Consider the following 22080-nt stretch of genomic DNA (forward strand, 5'->3'; position numbering starts at 1 on the left):
ATGTTTGCATATAACGATTGGTTTTATTTTATTGCACCAGCTTTAATCGAGAAGCTAACTAACTCAAACTATATATAAAACCTCTGGTCAACGCCGGAGGTTTTTTTGTTTGACCCGGTTTTGGTTAAAGGGTGCGTTTTTGCCATAGGTCCCAAATCACCACCCCTGCACTTACGGAGATGTTCAACGAGTGTTTTGTTCCAAATTGCGGAATTTCAAGAACCCCATTACAGGCCGAAACTACCTCTTGGGCAACCCCTTTAACCTCATTACCGAAAACAACGGCATAAGATTGATCTGAATGTACCTCAAACGTATTGAGCAATTGCGCGCCTTCAGCTTGTTCAATAGCTTGAACATTCACCCCTTGCTTTTGTAATTCCAAGACCAAGTCCAAGGTGCTTTCACGATATTCCCAGTCGACACTTTCCGTTGATCCCAAAGCGGTCTTATGAATATCTTTATGCGGTGGTTTTGCGGTAATACCACAGAGGTAGATTTTTTCAATTAGAAAGGCATCCGCGGTACGAAAAACCGAACCGATGTTATTCAGGCTTCGGATGTTATCCAAAACAATGATAATTGGAGTTTTTTTGGCCTCTTTAAAAGAGGGGATATCCAAACGGTTTAATTCGGCATTGGCGAGTTTACGCATAACTTATCCACTTTTGGTTGGTAAATATCAACATCGGGCCGAAATTTAAGGGGCAAGGTATAAATTCGAAAGAATTAAAACGATTTTTCTTGGCCGGTTCAAAAAGTAAAAAGGAAACCCCTTTGATGAAACAATACAATGCCATTAAGGTAAAGCATCCCGATGCGTTGTTATTGTTTCGTGTGGGTGACTTTTATGAGACTTTTGGAGAAGATGCGGTCAAGGCCGCACAAATTTTGGGAATCGTTCTTACGCACAGAAATAACGGTGGTGACCAAACCGAATTAGCAGGTTTTCCCCACCACTCTTTGAATACCTATTTGCCGAAATTGGTTCGTGCGGGACAACGGGTTGCCATTTGCGACCAATTGGAAGACCCTAAACAGACCAAAACCATTGTCAAACGTGGCGTAACCGAACTGGTTACACCAGGTGTAGCCCTGAATGATGATATTCTAAACGCCAAAAGCAACAACTTTCTAGCGGCGGTACATTTTGGTCGGAAGAAATTAGGGGTTGCCTTCTTGGATATTTCAACCGGTGAATTTCTGACCTCAGAGGGTACCCCTGAACAAGTGGACAAACTACTCCAGAATTTTGCGCCCAACGAGGTACTGGTTTCAAAAAACCATAAGCTTGAATTTAACGATAGTTTCGGAAATCACCACCACACCTTCTATTTGGAAGATTGGATTTATCAAGAGGACTATGCCAACGAAAGCCTGAACAACCATTTTAAAACCAACTCGCTTACTGGTTTTGGGGTTGCGCACCTGCAGGAAGGCATCATAGCCTCTGGGGCTATTTTGCATTACCTATCCGAAACGCAGCATCGGCAATTGCAGCACATCAATAAACTGCAACGTATCGCAGAAGAGGACTATGTATGGATGGATCGCTTTACCATGCGAAATTTGGAGCTGCACCATAGCACCAATCTAAATGCCATTACACTGCTCGAAGTTATTGACAAGACCATTTCACCCATGGGAGGTCGTTTGCTAAAGCGTTGGCTGGCGCTACCATTAAAACATAAAGAACAAATTGAGGAGCGTCTGAACATTGTTTCGCATCTTTTTGATGCTGAGGAACTACTCAAGAAAATCAGGCATTGGGTCAAGCAAATGGGTGATTTGGAACGCTTGATTTCAAAAGTGGCGACAGGAAAAATCAATCCAAAAGAGGTCGTTCAGCTAAAAAATTCCCTTGAAGCGGTGCTCCCCTTGAAAAATCTGACTGTGCAATCGGACAATCCCTCGTTGAAAAAACTGGGCAACCAATTGGATTCTTGTGATGCGCTTCGAACCAAGATCATGGAAATACTTTCTGAAGAGGCACCGGTAACCATAGGCAAAGGAAAAACCATTGCAGATGGCTATTCTGAAGAACTGGATGAGTTGCGCGCGCTTGCCTTTTCAAGTAAGGACTACCTAGATAAAATGTTGGAACGGGAAACCGAGGCAACGGGTATCACTTCCTTAAAAATTGCCTCTAACAATGTTTTCGGGTATTACATTGAAGTCAGAAACACACATAAAGACAAAGTTCCCGAGACATGGGTTCGCAAACAGACCTTGGTCAATGCCGAACGCTATATAACCGAAGAACTCAAAGAATACGAAAGCAAAATCTTAGGGGCTGAAGAGCGCATTTTAAGTCTAGAGCAACAACTCTTTCAACAATTGTTGGTGTGGATGCAAGAGTACATTACACCCGTACAGCAAAATGCCCAATTGATTGCCCAACTTGACTGTTTGGGTGGTTTTGCAATTTTGGCCAAAAGCAACAACTATGTGCGCCCCGAAATGGATGACAACACGGTTCTTGAAATCAAGGAGGGACGACACCCGGTTATTGAAAAGCAATTGCCCTTGGGTGAAAGTTATATCACCAACGATGTACTCTTAAATCGTGAAGAACAGCAAATCATCATGATTACAGGGCCCAATATGAGCGGTAAATCAGCAATCTTGAGGCAGACCGCCTTAATCGTACTATTGGCTCAGATGGGAAGCTTTGTTCCGGCACAATCCGCAAAAATTGGAGTGGTTGATAAAATCTTTACTCGGGTTGGGGCCAGTGATAACATCTCAATGGGCGAATCGACCTTTATGGTTGAGATGAACGAAACGGCTTCGATTCTGAACAATTTGTCAGAACGTAGCTTGGTTCTACTAGATGAAATTGGTAGGGGCACCAGCACCTATGACGGTATTTCCATCGCTTGGGCCATTGCGGAGTACCTTCATGAACACCCATCAAAGGCAAAGACCTTGTTTGCCACACACTACCATGAACTCAATGAAATGACTTCGACTTTTGAACGCATTAAAAACTATAATGTGTCAGTCAAAGAATTGAAAGACAATGTGCTCTTTTTACGAAAATTGGTACCTGGCGGTAGCGAACACAGTTTTGGAATTCATGTTGCAAAAATGGCTGGCATGCCACAACAAGTGGTGCAGAAGGCCAATAAAATTCTTAAGAAGCTTGAAAAGTCTCATTCAAGTGAAGAATTGACGGATAAATTGCAGGTGGCCCAAAATGAAATGCAGTTGAGTTTCTTTAATTTGGATGACCCCCTATTGGAAGAAATCAAGGAAGAGATTTTACATCTGGACATTGATACCCTTACACCCGTTGAGGCCTTGATGAAGCTCAATGAAATCAAGCGACTTCTTAGCAAAAAGAAAAAGGCGACTTCTTAGCCCCTCACCCTGACCCTCTCCTTTAGAAGAGGGAAAAATCGATACTAAATTTCAAAGCGAAATTTCTTTTGAAATTGGATAAATGTTTTAAATTTGCATCCGCACTTTTATAAGTGTGCGTTCTTTATCATGCGAAAATAGCTCAGTTGGTAGAGCATCACCTTGCCAAGGTGGAGGTCGCGGGTTCGAATCCCGTTTTTCGCTCAAAAACGCTGCTTGCAGCGTTTTTTTATTTAAGTCCTAAAGTTGCTCGAGTGGTGGAATTGGTAGACACGCCGGACTTAAAATCCTGTGGGCATTTTGCCCGTGCGGGTTCAAGTCCCGCCTCGAGTACTAATAATTGCAAAAGTCACAACTTAGGTTGTGACTTTTTGTTTTGATGACCTTTGTATACTTGGTTTGTGAAAAGTTCGAAAAACTAAAAGCAATCTAAAAAGGATTGACCTTTTCGTTTTCAACAGGTTCGAGCTGGGGCTCTACGCAGTGAATTCCCGCCTCGAGTACCTATTAAAGAAAAATCAAGGAAATCTACTTGGATTTTTTATGCGATAATTATTTTATTAATCAGTTATGGATTAATATGGTTTATCTATCCTTTAGTTTAATTATAATTACAAATATTTGTAGCAGTATAACGATTGCAAATAAGGATAAAAGTAAAATACGGTACGGCAAGGCAATGTCGTAATAGGAAGTAAATAGAAGTAAAATACTGAAGGCGTTAGCAAAAATTATTGTCAAAAGCAACATAAATCTGGAAGACTTTTGTACACTAAAAAGTTTACTGCTTTTTGGACCCTTAATATGTTCCCCAACAGAAACACCATTGGGAACCGAAGATTGTGAAAAAAGAAGTTGCCTCAAATTTCCTTTAACCCCTTGGTAACCTTTTAAAACACGACCAATTCGCGTTACATTTATTAAAATGAAAAGGGTGAATAGAATAAATATTTGTAAAAGTATCATACCAAGTATTACCTGAAGTTCACCTATTTCTACTTTTTTTAGATTAAGTAAGGTAGAATACAAACCTATTATTGCAAAAAGTGCAGTAAAGAAAAAGTTCATATATCTTATCCTAGTATTTTCTAGATGTCTATAATGACTCCAAGCTTGCGAATACTCCGCAAGAAGTACGTTTATATCATGAGTATCATTCTTTTTCTCTTTTTTCTTACCCATTTTTGTTCCAAATTAAGTTTCCTATTCCCAGCTCGAATTTGAACTACTTTATCTTTTCTTCTTCCCAAAATCAACAGCACTGCAAAACTGATTCCAATTTCAAATTAATTTCAATTACAAGAAAGAAACATAATTTAAAATGATTTAAACAGTCTTGAGGTTCAAAAATTTACACTAAATAGTATCGTCTTTCTACCCTTTATAAGGTTTTGATGATTCCGTCCAGGGCACACAACCCGAATATCTACCCGGAATTGGGCTATAGTCAAAAGCCTCAACCATTACAGTTTCACTTGTGAAATAACCTGAAACGACTAGGTTTTTCATCAATGAGAAATAATGGGTCTTTGGCTCCGGAACATCTATTTGGGTTTCCGCAAAAGAAATTGCTTCATCTTGAATATCCATCAATAAATTTTTCTTTTCTGCTACTGAAAGGCGTTCAAATGGCTTACCATTTTCAGCAATGCAGCGTTCCTCAAAAGTTGTCAATCCCGTCAGAAAGACATCTTTATCCTCTTCCATAAAACAAGCATTCACCGTGTCTATAATGTAATCGCCTAAATTGAGGTCAATACTCCCCGGCAGGTTGGCTGTTTTGGGTAGAATCGTTTCAGCGATTTCATTTAGCAGGCCTATATCCTTGTCGGTTAATGATGACCAAACCCGTGGTTCAACCTTACACGATTGCAATATCAACGACGGAACGACCAAAGTTCCGCCCATAGCCAATAACGATTGTTGTAAAAATCTTTTTCGATGCATGGTCTATAGGTTTTGTTTTTTTAATTCTCGTACTGCAAAATCAGCCGCTCTTGCTGTAATTGCCATATAGGTAAGCGATGGATTCTGGCAGGCACTTGAGGTCATACAGGCGCCATCGGTCACGAATACATTTTCACAACCCCAGACTTGGTTGTTTTTGTTCAAGACCGAAGTTTTAGGGTTCCTTCCCATACGAGCGGTGCCCATTTCATGAATGTTCAACCCAAAATTTCTGTTCATAGGGATTTCTTCGAGGTCGGTAAATCCAGCCTTATCCAACATCTCAAAAGCCGATGCCACCATATCTTTCTGCATATTCAACTCGTTCGTCTTGAATTCTGCATCGATTTCCAGCAATGGCATTCCCCATTCATCAGTTTCCGATTTACTCAGACTGACCTTGTTCTCATGATAAGGAAGACATTCCCCCATACCGGACATTTGAATTTTCCATGGCCCCAATGAGGTTAAATTAGTTTTCAACTCCTCTCCTATCAATGTTTCACTCATTTCAGTTCCCACATTTCTTGTTCCCCCAACCGAATAGGCATAGCCCCGTTTAAAGTCAGTTTGTCGGTCATTACCAAAATTTCTGAACCTGGGGAGATAGGTTCCTGTTGGTCGTTTTCCAAAAAAATACTGATTTTCAAAATCAGAAGAGGTTCCTTCAACGCGAGCATTGTAGTTGTGGTCCATAAGGTTGTGTCCAAGCTCTCCGCTATCATTGCCTAAGCCGTCTGGAAAACGTGAAGATTTTGAATTCATCAAAAGCAATGTGGAATTCAAAGTGGCAGCATTAACGAAGACAATGCGTGAATAGAACTCCATCTCTTCTTTCGTATTGGCGTCGATTACCTTGACACCCTTCGCCTTTTGGGTTGTTTTATCATAGATTATCGAATGCACCACCGACATAGGTCGAATGGTGAGGTTACCTGTTTTTTCAGCCGCAGGTAAGGTTGAGGAATTACTACTGAAATATGCCCCAAAAGGACAACCGCGATAGCAAAGGTCCCGATGTTGGCATTGGCCCCTGCCCAAATGGGGTTGGCTCAAATTCGCTGTTCTAGAAATGACCAAATGCCTATCATCATACAAGGACTTCAGTTGGTCCTTAAAATGAGATTCGATACAATTCATTTCCATTGGTGGCAGAAATTCACCATCAGGTATTTGGGGCAAACCATCACGGTTACCACTGATACCCGCAAAACGCTCTACATAAGAGTACCAAGGTGCTATATCTTCATATCGGATTGGCCAATCAACAGCAATACCCTCTTTGGCGTTGGCCTCAAAATCCAAATCACTCCAACGTTGGGTCCACCTCGCCCAAAGCAAGGATTTACCTCCAACCTGATAACCCCGAATCCAATCAAAGGGTTTTTTCTGAATGTAGGGATGTTCGTTGTCTTTTACGAAAAAATGTTCGGTAGCCGGTTGATAAGCATAACACCTGCTTAATATTGGGTTTTGCTCTTGTTGTTCTCGGGTCAATTGGTTGCGGTGGGGTAGTTCCCAAACATTTTTAGTAGCTGTAGGGTAATCTTTGATATGTTCTACCATTCTTCCACGTTCCAACACCAAGGTTTTCAATCCTTTTTCGCAAAGTTCCTTTGCGGCCCATCCACCACTGATTCCTGAACCAATGACTATAGCGTCATAGGTATTCTTTTCAGCGGCCTTTAAATTAAGATTCATGTTGTTGTATTCTATTCTTTTGATAATTGCCAATCGAAAGTGTCGGCAACAAATTCATAACTCTTTTTCCAGCTCTCCTTCAAACGCAAGGTCGGTTTAAAATTGCTTGGAAAGGCCAATTCAATTGCGGCAATTCCTTTGAAATCTACTTGGCTCAATACCTCAGAAATGGTGGAAAAATCAGTAGCCCCTTGGCCCAGATATTCCGTCCAAGTGCCATCTGCATATTCATCCCTTAAATGCAGATACACCATTCTATCCCCATATTCCTCAATGAATTCTACGGGGTCAACTCCAGCCCTAATTAACCAATTGATGTCCGGACCCAATTTGAGGCTGGGAATGCGCTCTAAAGTACCTTTTAAATCATGTAAGTCGTTTTCAACTTCGTAGGTATGGTTGTGAAGGTTAGGTTGAATACCATTATCCTCGCAGATGTGCATTATTTCTTCTAAAATTAGGGCTTGGTCATCCAACTCTTTTTCAGTTTTGATTCTTCCTACACCACCAACCGAAATACCAAAAGTCTCTCCCCCAAGTGCTGAAAGTTTAGGAACTACAATTTTAATGTCCTCGAGGATTGCTTGATGTTGGTTGCTATCGCACATCTGAAAACCAACACCGTATGAACTACCCGAAACCTTTAGATTATACTTTTTTGAGTATTCTGAAATTCGCGGTACAGCGTCTTTTTCCCTTAAAAGAATTTCCATAAGCTCCACTCCATATAATCCTGCATAGGACATATCAGAAAACACTTGCTCCAAAATTGGCGTACAGTTCCAATCTGGCGGATACTTACTGGCATAGACCCATAAATGGCCACAAAGTTTAACGGATGGTTTTGGCCCATCCTTAGAATTGAGCTGACCTGCATTCAATATTGGAGTATACAATGATGCCCCTATTGAAGCTACTATTGCTTTTTTCAGGAATTGCCTACGATATATTGAAGGGGTTTTGGCTGCCAAAAGGAGATTTCATTTCCGTACAGCCTAGAAGATAGGAAATTAATTGGTTCCTGTGGCCATCGTAGCGGAAACATCAGTGAATATTGGTTTGGGTTTCAGGCCAACAATTTCCTCCAGAAATTCAAAGGTTTCATTTTTAACGGATTCCAAATCTTTGGACTCTATGTAGGAACCTAAAACGTGGTCACCTACGTTAGGAAAAGCAACCTTTTCCTTAAGATTTTCAGGGGTACCCAATTCATCGAACATTTTCAACATGGCAGGAACCGATACCACACTATCTTGATGTACGTCATCTTTGTAGTAATATCCCATAAAAACGGGCTGCTCCACAGCCTTGAAAGTTTCTTCCACCATGGTTTCTTCTACTAAAGCCTGCAATTGGGTTAGTGCCTCCAATCTATATTTTGTCGTCCAGTATTGGTCCTTTAGTGCGGTTCTATTATCAAACTCGTTATAGTCGTTTCCTGTGACCAAGCGGGCTAGTTGTAAACCCCAGGGCTTCGATAACAATTTTGCGGTTGGGTCGAAAATCTCAACATTTGGTGAATAGAGTATTAATGCGACGATATCCGAATCTCCTGCGGCCAAGGGCAGTGCCAAAGTTCCACCAGTTGAAGTTGACATTAGTATAACCTTTTCACCTAGCTGTTTCCCTACAGCGATTGCCTCATTTGCAGATTCAAAAAGGGCATCTGCAGTAATATCAAGCATGGGTTCTTCTTCTTCTAATCCATGTCCTGCCAATCGCGGTAGATAAAGGTTGACCCCATATCTTTTGGCTGTTTCTTGGTGTATTGGATCACCTTCTTCTTGACTTGCCGACCAGCCATGAAGATATACAATGCTATATTCGGTTTTTTTTGGAATGCTATCCGCCCAAATAATTCTGGTTTCATTATCGGGTTTAATATTTGCGATTGCGGCTTCACGTTGGTTGATTTCTTTCTCAAGAACCATTAAATCCATACTTACTTTTGGTTCGGAAGGATTTAATTTTGGGGTCTCAACCCTTGGTCCCAAGAGATAGACCAAACCGAGGAGCAATACAATTAAGACAAAAAATTTGAGCAATTTGGTTAAAAGCCGCATGTTTGATTTATTGGCAATCTAGAGCATAATTATCTTCCTCATCCTTAACCCAGTCCGTAGGAATCTCATCTAATTGCGTTTGATTTACCAATATACAATTTAAGGGGTTGCCCACAACATTAAAATCTGTCAAGGCCCCATTTGAGGTAAGATCAATTCCTATCAGTCCATTTTCAGAAACCGTTAAAAGCTGCAATGCGGTATTGGTTGTTACATTGATGTTTTCCAAGGAATTGCGGTCGGCACCAATCTTTTCTAAGGAACGAAGACCATCAACATTAATTGATTCAAGTTCATTGTCTTCGGCCCAAACAAAAAGGAGATTCGCATTATCTGACAGGTCTAGTGATGAGAGCTGATTGCCCCGGACATTTAGGCTTTCTAAATTTTGGAATTCCGCAATGCCGCTTAAATCCGTGATTCCTTTTTCACTCAATATGAGCTCAGTCACAAAATCAATATTGCTTTTGTTTACTTCTCCATTTAACTCACTATCTAAGTTCAAATCAATTAAGGCTTGCTCAAAAGCTTCATCAGGGATTGCAATTGTGGCCTCTTGAACCGAATCATCTACATTATTTATATTTTGTTCATTCGAATCGGCATCCGTTGAACACGCAAGAAAAAACAGCGTTACGATAAAAAAGGGTATTGCTTTTTTCATAGCTCTAAAATTTTGTTTAAAATTAAGCATAATTCTATTTTGTTTTAAGAATTTTCACAAACCTTAAACAATTTTGATGGATTTTCGACGTATACTCAAAATTCTAGGCCCAGGCTTATTGTTCGCTAGCATGTCCATCGGTACTTCGCACTTGGTACTTTCAACCAAAGCTGGAGCACAATACGGATGGCTAATGGTCATCCCTATTTTACTTGCCAATGTTTTAAAATATCCTTTTTTCGAATTTGGGGTACGGTATACTGCGGTTACCCAAAATACATTAATACAAGGCTATAAATTTCTAGGAAAAAAATACCTCTGGCTTTATGCCTTTATTACACTAATAAGCACGTTTACCATTCTTGCGGCCTTATATACTGTCACTGCTGGATTGTTAATTAACCTCTTCGATTTTCAAGATATCAGTATCAATTTTGTTGCCCTATTGCTCTTTGGATTTATTTCCGCAATACTGATTATCGGCCGATACAAGTTTCTGGAAATCTCTTTGAAATTTATCGTAAGTATACTTTTCGTTGCCCTTCTCATAACTACCGTTGTGGTATTCGTTAAAGGACAGGTCACTCCAGTTGAAGGCTTTGTTTCTCCTGAGTTTTTTGATGAAGTGGGAATTCTATTCATAATAGGTTTGATAGGATGGATGCCAACGGCGGTAGAGGCCTCTGGATGGGTCAGTGTTTGGACTGTTGAGAAATCAAAGAGTATGAAAGATGGACCATCATACAAAGAGGCCAAACAAGAGTTCGACCTTGGTTATGTGATAACCGCACTTTTGGCCGTTTTTTTCTTGATCATTGGGGTAATGACCTTATATGGTACTGGCAGGGAATTAAGTAGTAGTTCGGTACAATTTGCCGATCAAATTGTTTCATTGTTTACAGAGCATATTGGCAATTGGGGTTATACCATTATTGCCATTGCAGCATTTTCAACAATGTTCAGTACATGTATGACGGCTCATGACGCGGTCTCAAGGGTTAGTTTGGATATCTTGGACAAATTAAAGGAATCAGATTCCAACCAATTTAAATCGAAACGTGCCTATGGTCTTACTATAGTCGTAATGACATTGGTAAATTGGCTTGTAATTGTTGCCTTTGGTGGTCATATGGGCAATCTCGTAGCGCTTGCAACTTTCGTTTCATTTGTTTTCGCCCCTATTCTTGGTTGGATGAATTTAAAGACCGTTAATTCTCAACGATTTCCGATTGAGAATAGACCCAATAAGGCCATAAAACTCTTAACATATTTAGGAATTGTATTCTTATCCGTTTTCGCCCTTTATTACCTTTTCTTGGTTGTAATTGCCTAGGAAATGTTTAAAGTTTCAATCTAACTTTAAGGAACTAAATAAAGAAACAGAAGAACACGGCGACCTACTCGAATAGAATATTATCATTCAAGACAACGATTAATGAGCGTTGATTTTCTTTATGCAGAAAATCAATACAATACACCCCATTCTTACAGTTGTTTAAAATTTTGTCTTCACCGTAACCAACGGAATAGAGAATATTGGATTCAGGAACGCCTTGTTGTACTAGGTATTTTTTAATATTGTCCGAGCGTTTTTGACTTAATTTAAAGTTTGTTGTAGAACTACCCCTGCTATCCGTATGTGTTTCAATACGTAGTTGTATTGCAGGAAAACGTTGCACAGCGTCTACAACTTTGTTCAATTCTATTGCGATTGCTTCAGTGATTTTTGTTTGGTTTTTATCAAAATAAAACTTGTTCAGTTTTACCACGGTTTGCCCTTCCTGCTCTTCAACCAAATCATCATAGTAGGCAATACCCATGTTCAATATTTTCTGTTGTTGGGATTTCATTTTATCCTCATTAAGAAACAATGAAAAAATAGAGTATTTACTTTTAGTGGCCTCCAAACGGACTGCATTCTGCCATGGCACCTCAAGACTATAATTTCCATCGACATCTGAAACGACTTCTTGTAATAATTGCCCGTTTTCATCATATGCTCTGACCGTTGCTTCAGAAATACCAGAATAATCCGATAGTTTAACAACTTTGCCGTTTAAGGCAAAGGTTTGAAAACCTGGTTTTTCATCAACCATGAATCCGTAGATATCATCTTTTCCCTTACCACCTGGCCTGTTAGAGGAAAAATAACCCAGTAATCCCTCGTGATAATTTTTTATGATAAACCCAAAATCATCCTCATCTGAATTTATTTGAGGTCCTAAATTGACGGGAATAGAAAAACTATCTCCATTAATATTGGACTTGTAGATATCCATTCCGCCTATTCCATAAAAGATATCAGAAGAGAAATACAAACTATTTTCAAAAATATAGGGAGAAATCTCATTGCCAGGAGAGTTAATTCTTGGCCCAAGATTTATTGGTGCAGACATTACCTGTCCCTTATTGGTGTATACAAAATAGATATCCGTACCACCATAACCATTTTCAAAGTCGGCAGCAAAGTAAAGTCTGTCTGTTTCTTTATGATAATAGGGATAATAGAAAGAAGTACTTAAATCCTTTAGTAAAAACTGAAAATCACCGCCTTCTTTCTCGTAACCAATGGCCAAACTATTCTTTCCATTTTCATCGAAGGCCAACTCGCCTCCTTCGGTATTGGATAACACATAGAAATAACTTCCTAAGTCCTCCGAAAAATAAGGGGTTGCCTTATGATATTCCGTTTTTTCCACACCTGAAAACAGTTCCGCTGATTTAAGAAAACCTAGCTCATCCATTTCTCCATAATAGATGTCCAAATACGATTCACCTGCTGGTTGATAATCTTTTTTTCTAGGGTTAGGCCGACCACTTGTAAATAAGACCCCTTCTTTATAGAAAGTTGCAGAGAAATCTGACTGTTCACTATTTGCGGATAGGTTGAAAATTTTGAATCCTAGTTCATTTTGAACTGCATCGGCGAACATTTTGTTATTAAAATCCGCATTCTCCAATAATTCTTTGGTTAAACCGTTGACCTGATTATCAATAAAAGCCTTAAGTTCTACGTCTTCGCTACTCTTCGAAAGACTTTGTAACATCCGATTGAACTGAAGATTATCCATGATACTGTCTTGGGTAAAAAGTTCAACATAAAGATTGCTTGCTTTATCAAAAGAATCAGTCCTGAAATAGGAATCAGCAAGATTCAAACGTTGCTTTGGCGTTAACAAAAATCCATCGGCAATATCAGTTTCATAGGCTAGAACGGCATTTTCAAAATCATACTCGAAAAAGTAATCATCAGCTCGAGATTTTGGATTCTGAGAAAATACCAATCCAAAGGAGAAAATTAAAAGTAAAAAAATCGAGTTTTTCAAATTCATTTCGAAAAAGATTAGAAGAATCTAGGAGAGTCGATTCGTTTCGGTTTACCCTTTAAATTTCTATTACGTCTTTTATTTTTTGCTTTATTGGAAGACCCACCTTGGCCCACATAAAATTTTAATATTGCCTCGTGAGAACCAGAATTGAATTGTGCAAGGCCATTTGTATTGTAATCATATGAATAACCAATGAACAAACTTGGTGAAACCTGGAATCCGGCTAATCCACTTACCGCATTATCAAATCGATAGGAAACACCTGCTGTAAAAGTTTCTTGAAATAAAAAATTTGCCGATATGTTCATATTGACTGGAGAGCCTTTCAAGTAATTGAGCAAAAAGGCTGGTTTAAATCGTAACCTATCAGTTAAATCAAAAACGTAGCCACCTATAAAATTATACTGAATTTCATCTTCTACAATAGTGGCAACCTCATCATTATAAATTCCGTTGGTTAAAAAGTTAGGAATTGAAACACCCAAATACCAATCATCTTCATACATGAATATTCCTGCGCCAATAATTGGATAAAAATTATTTTGCTCGATGGGACCAACACTGGGATCATTCGGATTTTCAAAATTTCCTCTACTGTAATCAACGTTCAATAAAGAACCTCCTGCGTTTATACCGAAGGATAATAACGTTTCAGAAGAAATATCTATCTGATATGAATAAGAACCGTCGATATAAGTTTGGGATATTGGTCCCAATTCCTCGTTAACAGCATTGAAACCTATACCCATTTTCTCATTCTCCAAAGGGTAGTTGGCGCCAAATCTTATTGTTCTTGGTGCTCCAGGTATATCAATCCATTGTGCCCTATATAAAGCAGCCAAATCAAAAGATTCAACAGTACCAACATAAGCTGGATTGAAACTACCCACATTATACATGTACTGAGTATATTGAGGCTCTTTTTGCGCTAATCCCAAGGTAAATACAAATAGCGCTTTAGCTAAAAATAAAAATGATTTGCTGTAATTGCCTCTCATAATAGTTTACTCTTTTCAGAGCTTATCTAATTATTTGAATCCATCCTTTTTTAGGCGTATTGCCATCACCTAAATCCAATACATAGAAATAGGTTCCTTTTGGAAGTCCTCCGTTTTTACCTCTTCCATCCCAAGAACTGTCATAAGCACTCATCTCAAAAACACTATTGCCATATTGATCAAAAACTTGAAGACTACTCGACGGATAGTTTTCATGACAATTTAAGATTAAATGTTCGTTTACACCATCTCCATTTGGTGAGAAGAGATTACAAATCGTTCCACATGTAATACAATCGGATACTGTACCTTCCAAAGTTACCGTAGCACTATTATTTTCAGTGCTTAAATCTTCTGGGAACGATGATAGAATACTCGCTGTATTTTCAAGATTACCTTCTCTCAATATCAATACAACAATTTCTAAGGTTATTGTTTCTTCGGCATTTAATGTACCAAGACTCCATTCTCCCGTCAATGGGTCGTAAATACCATTTGAAGTAGTTGAGGATACATATTCAAAGGATAATGGGTCCAAAATATCTTCAACTACGATATCATTAACTTGAACTGTAGTTAAATTTTCAACTGTAATTGTAAAACTAACTTCACTATCAACCAGAGGTTTCTCTATGTCTACCTCTTTTGAAATCTGCAAATAGTCCGGAGTTTCAGCCGTAAATGCAACAGTGCTACTGTCATTGGAAAAATTCGAATCTTCGGGTAAAGAACTTACCAAATTTGCAGTATTGGAAAGTGCTCCAGAAACAAGAATCACAACTTCTATTTCCAAAATGGCTGAATCGTTGCCCAATAACTCTGGTATTTCCCAATTTCCTGTAATAGGATCATAAGTTCCAGTATCAGCCAGGTGGGAGGTATACCCAAAAGAATCCGAATCAAGTAGATCAGAGACGAGGATATCAATGACTCTATCCGAAGTTGTATTATTAACAGTGATGGTAAAGGTTACCGTTTCGCCTACGAAAGGCGTACTGTTGTTTACAACTTTTAATACTGCCAAGTCTACAGGTTCAGGATTACAGTCTTCAGAAAGGAATGGATCACATGGATCTAGGGGATCAGATGGATTTTCCGGAATTGCATCTGTTAAAGGGTTATCTTCTACAAGGACCTCTTCACCATCAGAAAGACCGTCACCATCGGAATCAAAATTATTTGGATCGGTTCCAAGATCAATTTCCTCGGCATTGGTTAAACCATCATTATCACAATCACTGGTACCCAAAGGGGTGCCGCCAATTGAATCACAATCATCAAGTGGGTCTGTTCCATCGGCAACTTCTTGACCATCCAAAATATCATCATCATCCGTGTCAGGATCATTAGGATCGGTACCTAAACTTTCCTCATCTGGATCCTGAAGACCATCATTATCGGCATCCAACAAACAGTCTATGGCCGTTACCGTTACATCAATTGATTGGTTTGTACAAGGTGCAGTTGCTCCAGTCGTAGTAAATCTAAAGACATAATCCCCTTCAGGTAGCCCGAGAAAGTCTACAGTATTATCATCATTAATCGTTACAACAACATTTGACGGAGAAGATTGAAGAACCCAGATTCCAGAATCTTCGCCTTCAAGTGTATCATCCAAATCCAATATTGTGGAATCTCCATCACCAGCCTCTGTACAAGCCACTATGTTAGTTGGTGTACCTGTAGAAGGCTCAATCAATACATTCGCAGTAACCTCAACCCTATCAGAAGGACAACCATTTAGTGTAGCTTCAACAAAGAAAGAGGTCGTATCCGTTACATTTACTTCGAAACTTGAACCCGTACCTAAAATCGTGGTACTTGATAAAGAATCATACCAATTAAAAGTTGCATTTAAATTAGCAGTTGCAGTGAGTGTAACCAATCCTGGGCCACAACGGGTATCTCCTGTTGTTTCCGTAATTTCTGGGGTATCATTTAAAACCAAAGTAATGGCCAGTGTAGGACTCGCACAATCCGTAGGATTATCAGAATCTGCATCGTCGAAATAGAATCCATAATAAGTACCCGGTGCACTAACAATACTGCTACGATGTGCACTGACCTGCAATGGATCCGCATTTGTACTCCATGTCAAAACACTTCCAGCAGGAGCAGTTCCTTCAACATAATCATTAAGGTCGGCATTAATTACATCACAAAAGTTTACAAAAGGATCATCCAAGTTTGTAATTGGTGCAGAAGAACCTGCATCACATGGAATCGAACAATCATCAACTGTTATTGTTATTGTAACCGATTGATCCGTGCAGGGAGAAACCGCTGTATTTGTGGTATAGGTGTACGAATAAACACCGTCAGGAACATTTACAAAATTTATAACGTTCTGAGCATTTGGGTTAAGATTTATAGGACCACTGGTAAAGGACCAGTTACCACTTGCCGGTGAACCTCCTAGTTGGTCATCTAAATCGATAATAGTATTACCATTACTAGCATCACTACAAGCGCTGGTGTTTATTGGAGTACCAGCTGATGGAGTAGTACTTGCCGTTATTGTTATGGTTAAAAAGTCACTTACACAGTCATTAATGTCATCAAAGAAAAACCCATAATAGGTTCCTGGTGAGTTAACTACACTACTTGGAAGGTGATTAGCATCATTCTCTAAATCTGTATTTTGAGTGCTCCAACGCAACTCGGCACCAACAGGTGTTGCACTTGAAACGTAGTTATCTAAATCCTGATTAAAACTATCGCAAAAGGCAGTTGGTTCACCAACATCTTCAGTTGGTGCAAGGGTACCAGCCAAACAAAAATCATTATCATTAATGGTCACTTGTCCAATGCCATCGGTAATTACAACTGAACTATTTGAAGGCGCACTTAAAGATACATTAAACGTTTCTGTAGCTTCAATCAATGCATCATCAAGTAATGTTACAATAATACTCCTAGTTTGTCCGTCGACTCCGGTAAATGAAATTGCAGAATTAGCAGCAACATAATCAACCCCGTTCAGAGCGCTACCATCAACAGTCTCATAAGCTACTGTAAAATTGTTGGCGACTTCACCAGTTAAAGTAACAGTTAAATTTGCCGTTCCTGCACTTTCATCTATCGTTACATTATTAATTGCCAAGGAGGCCGTATCGGTATCTGCATTTGTTATTTGTACATCATCAACATCATCACCGTCAAAAGCCTCATAGATTGGGTCAGCCGAAGAAACTTCCGTAGTTCTAATCAAGAAAAGTGTCGGGCCATCGACCACATCATCATCAACTATGGTGACAGAAACCTGAATTCCTGTCCAATTGGCTGGTGATATTTCAATTGATGCTGGTACTGTTCCTTCTTGGGTATCCGTAGAAATCAAATTAACTGTCACAGCTGAAGTCGGTCTACTGTTTAGTCGGATAGTAAAGGTTTCTGTTCCAGAATCCTCGTCAGTAGCTATGGTCGTAGGTGTTACAATAACTCCAGCCGTATCATCATCATCATTAACTACATTGACTATTTGGTCGGCTAAACCGTCGAAACCATCATCACTTGACGCATCATTTACTGATACTGTTATAGTATATGGTTGATCACCGTCATCAAAATCATCGTTAACACCGGTTATGGTAACTGTTTGTTCTTCATCATAATTACTCGGAGTAAATGTCAATGTAGGTGAATCGACAGTACCTTCACCTATATCTGAAGAAGAGATATTAAATACCACATTGGATGTTGGCTGAACATCCAATACTACAGTGAATGTTGCAATTCCAGCACCTTCGGTAGTCTCTAATCCGGTTAATGGACTAACCGTAAAACCAGCGTTATCATTATCTGTGATGGTCCCGGTTGCAGGACTTCCAGATGCACTAACTCCATTCGTTGGGGTGCCAAGGGTAACCGTAAAATTCTCATTTCCTTCAACAATGACATCATCTATAAGTGTGACCGTTATTGATTCTGTTTCACCAGCAGTTCCAGTAAATGTTAAGGTACCAGCTGTAGCGCTATAATCCGTCCCACCACCAGTAGCAGAATCACCGGGGTCTCCGAAGGTATAACCGACCGTTGTACCGCCAACAACCGTATTGCTTAAAGTTACAGTGAAAGTCATTGTACCATCACCCTCATCCGCCGTTTCGTTTTCTATAGTAAGTGTGGCATTATCATTATCCGTAATGGTACCTGTGGCGGGACTACCCGAAGTGGTTACACCATTACTAGGTGTACCAAGGGTTACCGTAAACTCCTCACTTCCTTCAACTATGGCATCATCGTTTAATGTAACTGTTATTGTTTCCGATTCACCAGCTGTACCAATAAAAGTCAACGTTCCCGCAGTACCTGTATAGTCCGTTCCTCCTCCAGTAGCCGTATCGCCAGGATCTCCAAAGGTATAACCCACAGTGGTTCCACCAACCACTGCGTTGTTGAGGGTCACAGTAAAGGTCATTGTACCATCACCTTCATCGGCAGTCTCATTATCAATTGTGAGTGTTGCCGTATCATCATCAGTTATTGTACCTGTTGCTGGACTTCCTACTGTAGTGGCACCATTGCTTGGGGTACCTAGCGTAACTGTGAATTCTTCCGTACCCTCTACTATCGCATCATCATTAAGGGTCACCGTTATTGTTTCTGTTTCTCCTGCGGTTCCAGCGAACGTTAATGTACCGGCAGTGCCAGTGTAGTCCGTTCCCCCGCCGGTGGCCGTGTCTCCTGCGTCACCAAAGGTGTAGCCTACTGTGGTTCCACCAACTACTGCGTTGTTGAGTGTTACCGTGAAAGTCATTGTACCATCTCCTTCGTCAGCACTTTCATCGGTAATCGTTAAAGTGGCGGTATCATTATCAGTAATTGTTCCTGTAGCTGGGCTTCCTGAAGTTGTAACACCATTACTGGGCGTTCCAAGTGTTACTGTGAATTCTTCGCTGCCTTCAACTATGGCATCATCATTAAGGGTTACTGTAATTGTCTCTGATTCTCCTGCTGTACCAACAAAGGTCAACGTTCCCGCAATGCCAGTGTAGTCAGTTCCACCACCAGTAGCCGTATCACCTGGATCACCGAAAGTAAATCCAACGCTTGTACCGCCAACAACAGCGTTGTTCAACGTAACCGTAAAGGTCATTGAACCTGTGCCTTCCCCTGCAGTCTCGTTGTCTATTGTAAGTGTTGCAGTGTCGTCGTCCGCTATGGTGACCGTATCACTGTTCGAACCTCCTATGGTATACTCCCCGCCTCCGGCAGCGGCCAAGGTTACTATTACCGTTTCATTGCCCTCTACTAGTGCATCATCTACCGGGGTGACCGTTATGGTCGCATCGTCGGCCCCGTTCGCAATCGAAACCGTACCCGTAAGCGCAGCGTAGTCTGAAGTGGCCGTGGCCGTTCCGCTTACTGTGTAGTTCACCGTTATCGCGGAACCCGTATTGTTGGTCTGGTCAAGACTTACCGTGAAGGTACCCACATCAGGACCAGTCTCAGATGCAGCACCATCAGTGGCGGCTATCGTTGCAACAGGTATAGTGTCATCGTCAGCTATTGTGACCGTATCACTGTTCGAACCTCCTATGGTATATTCCCCGCCTCCGGCAGCGGCCAAGGTTACTATTACCGTTTCATTGCCCTCTACTAGTGCATCATCTACCGGGGTGACCGTTATGGTCGCATCGTCGGCTCCGTTCGCAATTGAAACCGTACCCGTAAGCGCAGTGTAGTCTGAAGTGGCCGTGGCCGTTCCGCTTACTGTGTAGTTCACTGTTATCGCGGAACCCGTATTGTTGGTCTGGTCAAGACTTACCGTGAAGGTACCCACATCAGGACCAGTCTCAGATGCAGCACCATCAGTGGCGGCTACCGTTGCAACAGGTATAGTGTCATCGTCAGCTATTGTGACCGTATCACTGTTCGAACCTCCTATGGTATACTCCCCGCCTCCGGCAGCGGCCAAGGTTACTATTACCGTTTCATTGCCCTCTACTAGTGCGTCGTCTACCGGGGTGACCGTTATGGTCGCATCGTCGGCCCCGTTCGCAATCGAAACCGTACCCGAAAGCGCAGTGTAGTCTGAAGTGGCCGTGGCCGTTCCGCTTACTGTGTAGTTCACCGTTATCGCGGAACCCGTATTGTTGGTCTGGTCAAGACTTACCGTGAAGGTACCCACATCAGGACCAGTCTCAGATGCAGCACCATCCGTGGCGGCTATCGTTGCAACAGGTATTGTGTCGTCGTCCGCTATGGTGACCGTATCACTGTTCGAACCTCCTATGGTATACTCCCCGCCTCCGGCAGCGGCCAAGGTTACTATTACCGTTTCATTGCCCTCTACTAGTGCGTCGTCTACCGGGGTAACCGTTATGGTCGCATCGTCGGCCCCGTTCGCAATCGAAACCGTACCCGAAAGCGCAGTGTAGTCCGAAGTGGCCGTGGCCGTTCCGCTTACTGTGTAGTTCACCGTTATCGCGGAACCCGTATTGTTGGTCTGGTCAAGACTTACCGTGAAGGTACCCACATCAGGACCAGTCTCAGATGCAGCACCATCCGTGGCGGCTATCGTTGCAACAAAAGTATCGTCATTTTCTATGGTAATTGACGCAGTATCCGTAATATCTACCAATACTGCAGTTCCTTGTAGATTATCCATTACAATTGTCAACGCTTCATCCAATTCAACGGTAGTATCCGTAGTCGGGATAACATCAAAATCAATGGCTTCACCAGGTGTACCTAGAAAATTCAAGGTTTGGCCGGATATCTGAGTGTAGTCGAGGTTTGCAAGGGTGGCGGTTCCATCTTGGGTATTCACATCAACTGAAAAACCACCTAGAACTGCAACATCCAAGGTGGCAGTCATGGTTATCGCACCACCATCTTCAGCCGCAGAGGCATCACTAATAGTTACCACTTGTGCAGTGCTATAGAATCCAAAACACAAAACAAACCCAAAGAAAAGAAGAAGCTTCAATTTTGGGGCTGAAAAGTTAGGACAAGCAATTTTTTCAAAGTAGGATACCATTGTTTGTTTGTTTACCTGCTGGCGCGTTCTTTTGGGAACGCCAATAATACTAAAAAAAGGGGGAACAAACTAACTATACGGCCTAAATATAGCTTTTTGCGATTAACAGCAAAAATACAATTATTCAACTGATGCCGAGGCTGTTTCCATGGTTCTATCGATCTTCTTTACCAAACCTTGTAAGACTTTTCCAGGACCTACCTCAGTAAAGTGATTTGCACCATCGGAAATCATATTTTTTACACTTTGTGTCCACTTTACAGGAGCAGTTAATTGCTCCATCAAATTCACCTTTATCTCATTAGAAACCAAAACAGGTGATGTAGTCACATTTTGATATACTGGACAGCTCGGCTCGTTAAAATGTGTATTTTCGATTGCCGCAGCCAATTCTTCTCGAGCAGGTTCCATTAAAGGTGAATGAAATGCTCCTCCCACAGGTAAAACCATTGCCCTTTTAGCTCCAGCCTCCTTTAGGCTTTCACAAGCTTTATGTACAGCATCAACCTCACCCGATATCACCAATTGGCCTGGACAATTGTAATTTGCTGCAACAACAATACCGTCGGTTTCATCACAAATCCTTTCAACAACCTGATCTTCAAGTGCTAAAACGGCTGCCATGGTACTTGGTTTAATTTCGCAAGCCTTTTGCATTGCCATTGCCCTTTGGGACACAAGTCTTAAACCGTCTTCAAAATTAAGTGTACCGTTTGCCACTAAGGCAGAAAATTCACCCAACGAATGGCCTGCAACCATATCTGGTTTGAACGATTCTCCCAACACCTTACTCAAAATGGTTGAATGAAGAAATATTGCTGGTTGGGTAACTTTTGTCTGTTTTAGGTCTTCAGGAGTTCCTTCAAACATGATATCAGTTATGGAAAACCCGAGAATATCATTTGCCTGTTCAAACAATTCTTGGGCTTCAGGATGTTTTTCATATAAATCCAATCCCATCCCCACAAATTGGGCTCCTTGACCTGGAAAAACGTATGCATTCATTTTGAAGAATTTTGGCAAAAATAGG

The 22080-nt window shown here is 40.9% G+C and carries 13 protein-coding genes and 2 tRNA genes; 4 read left to right on the plus strand and 11 right to left on the minus strand.

Translation table 11 applies throughout. The annotated features are described in order from the left end of the window. Positions 1-124 precede the first annotated feature (124 nt). Entirely contained in the window at positions 125-655 is a 531-nt protein-coding gene (locus tag HCU67_RS01400) for an RNA methyltransferase (RefSeq protein ID WP_168550824.1), read from the minus strand. A 125-nt stretch (positions 656-780) separates the two neighbouring features. On the opposite strand from HCU67_RS01400, the gene mutS reads away from it, so the two are divergent. The 3 genes from mutS to HCU67_RS01415 all read left to right on the plus strand — a co-directional run bounded on the left by mutS (position 781) and on the right by HCU67_RS01415 (position 3696). After that, entirely contained in the window at positions 781-3363 is a 2583-nt protein-coding gene (mutS, locus tag HCU67_RS01405; protein ID WP_168552023.1) for a DNA mismatch repair protein MutS, read from the plus strand. A gap of 131 nt (positions 3364-3494) precedes the next feature. Then, positions 3495-3567, plus strand: a tRNA-Gly gene (locus HCU67_RS01410). Between the two features lie 44 nt (positions 3568-3611). Continuing rightward, positions 3612-3696, plus strand: a tRNA-Leu gene (locus HCU67_RS01415). 252 nt (positions 3697-3948) lie between these two features. On the opposite strand, the gene HCU67_RS01420 is transcribed toward HCU67_RS01415, so the two are convergent. The 6 genes from HCU67_RS01420 to HCU67_RS01445 all read right to left on the minus strand — a co-directional run bounded on the left by HCU67_RS01420 (position 3949) and on the right by HCU67_RS01445 (position 9738). Then, complete coding sequence (locus tag HCU67_RS01420; protein WP_168550825.1) at positions 3949-4545, minus strand: hypothetical protein; 597 nt, start codon at positions 4543-4545, stop codon at positions 3949-3951. A 192-nt stretch (positions 4546-4737) separates the two neighbouring features. Then, positions 4738-5310 carry a gluconate 2-dehydrogenase subunit 3 family protein gene (locus HCU67_RS01425; protein WP_168550826.1) on the minus strand — a complete coding sequence of 191 codons (573 nt, stop codon included), beginning with the start codon at positions 5308-5310 and terminating at the stop codon, positions 4738-4740. A gap of 3 nt (positions 5311-5313) precedes the next feature. After that, on the minus strand, positions 5314-7011 hold the full coding sequence (locus tag HCU67_RS01430) for a GMC oxidoreductase (RefSeq protein WP_168550827.1): 1698 nt from the start codon (positions 7009-7011) through the stop codon (positions 5314-5316). 11 nt (positions 7012-7022) lie between these two features. Then, positions 7023-7982, minus strand: coding sequence for a sugar phosphate isomerase/epimerase family protein (locus HCU67_RS01435; protein WP_168550828.1), 960 nt, complete (start codon positions 7980-7982; stop codon positions 7023-7025). A 39-nt stretch (positions 7983-8021) separates the two neighbouring features. Then, on the minus strand, positions 8022-9074 hold the full coding sequence (locus HCU67_RS01440; protein WP_168550829.1) for an alpha/beta hydrolase: 1053 nt from the start codon (positions 9072-9074) through the stop codon (positions 8022-8024). A 7-nt stretch (positions 9075-9081) separates the two neighbouring features. Then, positions 9082-9738 carry a leucine-rich repeat domain-containing protein gene (locus HCU67_RS01445; protein ID WP_168550830.1) on the minus strand — a complete coding sequence of 219 codons (657 nt, stop codon included), beginning with the start codon at positions 9736-9738 and terminating at the stop codon, positions 9082-9084. Between the two features lie 76 nt (positions 9739-9814). On the opposite strand from HCU67_RS01445, the gene HCU67_RS01450 reads away from it, so the two are divergent. Continuing rightward, the gene (locus tag HCU67_RS01450) at positions 9815-11071 is read left to right on the plus strand and encodes an NRAMP family divalent metal transporter (RefSeq protein WP_345890683.1); all 1257 of its coding nucleotides are present in this window, start codon (positions 9815-9817) and stop codon (positions 11069-11071) included. Between the two features lie 64 nt (positions 11072-11135). Here the strand turns inward: HCU67_RS01450 and HCU67_RS01455 are convergent, their stop codons facing one another. The 4 genes from HCU67_RS01455 to fabD form a co-directional block, all read right to left on the minus strand. Continuing rightward, positions 11136-13070, minus strand: coding sequence for an OmpA family protein (locus tag HCU67_RS01455; protein WP_168550832.1), 1935 nt, complete (start codon positions 13068-13070; stop codon positions 11136-11138). 11 nt (positions 13071-13081) lie between these two features. Further along, complete coding sequence (locus HCU67_RS01460; protein ID WP_168550833.1) at positions 13082-14065, minus strand: PorP/SprF family type IX secretion system membrane protein; 984 nt, start codon at positions 14063-14065, stop codon at positions 13082-13084. A 22-nt stretch (positions 14066-14087) separates the two neighbouring features. Further along, on the minus strand, positions 14088-21050 hold the full coding sequence (locus HCU67_RS01465) for a Calx-beta domain-containing protein (protein ID WP_168550834.1): 6963 nt from the start codon (positions 21048-21050) through the stop codon (positions 14088-14090). A 120-nt stretch (positions 21051-21170) separates the two neighbouring features. Next, complete coding sequence (gene fabD / locus HCU67_RS01470; protein WP_168550835.1) at positions 21171-22055, minus strand: ACP S-malonyltransferase; 885 nt, start codon at positions 22053-22055, stop codon at positions 21171-21173. Between the last annotated feature and the right edge of the window lie 25 nt (positions 22056-22080).

Origin of the sequence: Croceivirga thetidis (genome assembly GCF_012272815.1) — a bacterium.
In the GTDB taxonomy this organism is placed as follows: domain Bacteria; phylum Bacteroidota; class Bacteroidia; order Flavobacteriales; family Flavobacteriaceae; genus Croceivirga; species Croceivirga thetidis.

What these genes read in the sequence shown, in the direction of transcription:
- HCU67_RS01400 (WP_168550824.1), bottom strand. Translation starts at nt 655, where the DNA reads ATGCGTAAACTCGCCAATGCCGAATTAAACCGTTTGGATATCCCCTCT.
- mutS (WP_168552023.1), top strand. Translation starts at nt 781, where the DNA reads ATGAAACAATACAATGCCATTAAGGTAAAGCATCCCGATGCGTTGTTA.
- HCU67_RS01420 (WP_168550825.1), bottom strand. Translation starts at nt 4,545, where the DNA reads ATGGGTAAGAAAAAAGAGAAAAAGAATGATACTCATGATATAAACGTA.
- HCU67_RS01425 (WP_168550826.1), bottom strand. Translation starts at nt 5,310, where the DNA reads ATGCATCGAAAAAGATTTTTACAACAATCGTTATTGGCTATGGGCGGA.
- HCU67_RS01430 (WP_168550827.1), bottom strand. Translation starts at nt 7,011, where the DNA reads ATGAATCTTAATTTAAAGGCCGCTGAAAAGAATACCTATGACGCTATA.
- HCU67_RS01440 (WP_168550829.1), bottom strand. Translation starts at nt 9,074, where the DNA reads ATGCGGCTTTTAACCAAATTGCTCAAATTTTTTGTCTTAATTGTATTG.
- HCU67_RS01445 (WP_168550830.1), bottom strand. Translation starts at nt 9,738, where the DNA reads ATGAAAAAAGCAATACCCTTTTTTATCGTAACGCTGTTTTTTCTTGCG.
- HCU67_RS01450 (WP_345890683.1), top strand. Translation starts at nt 9,815, where the DNA reads ATGGATTTTCGACGTATACTCAAAATTCTAGGCCCAGGCTTATTGTTC.
- HCU67_RS01455 (WP_168550832.1), bottom strand. Translation starts at nt 13,070, where the DNA reads ATGAATTTGAAAAACTCGATTTTTTTACTTTTAATTTTCTCCTTTGGA.
- HCU67_RS01460 (WP_168550833.1), bottom strand. Translation starts at nt 14,065, where the DNA reads ATGAGAGGCAATTACAGCAAATCATTTTTATTTTTAGCTAAAGCGCTA.
- HCU67_RS01465 (WP_168550834.1), bottom strand. Translation starts at nt 21,050, where the DNA reads ATGGTATCCTACTTTGAAAAAATTGCTTGTCCTAACTTTTCAGCCCCA.
- fabD (WP_168550835.1), bottom strand. Translation starts at nt 22,055, where the DNA reads ATGAATGCATACGTTTTTCCAGGTCAAGGAGCCCAATTTGTGGGGATG.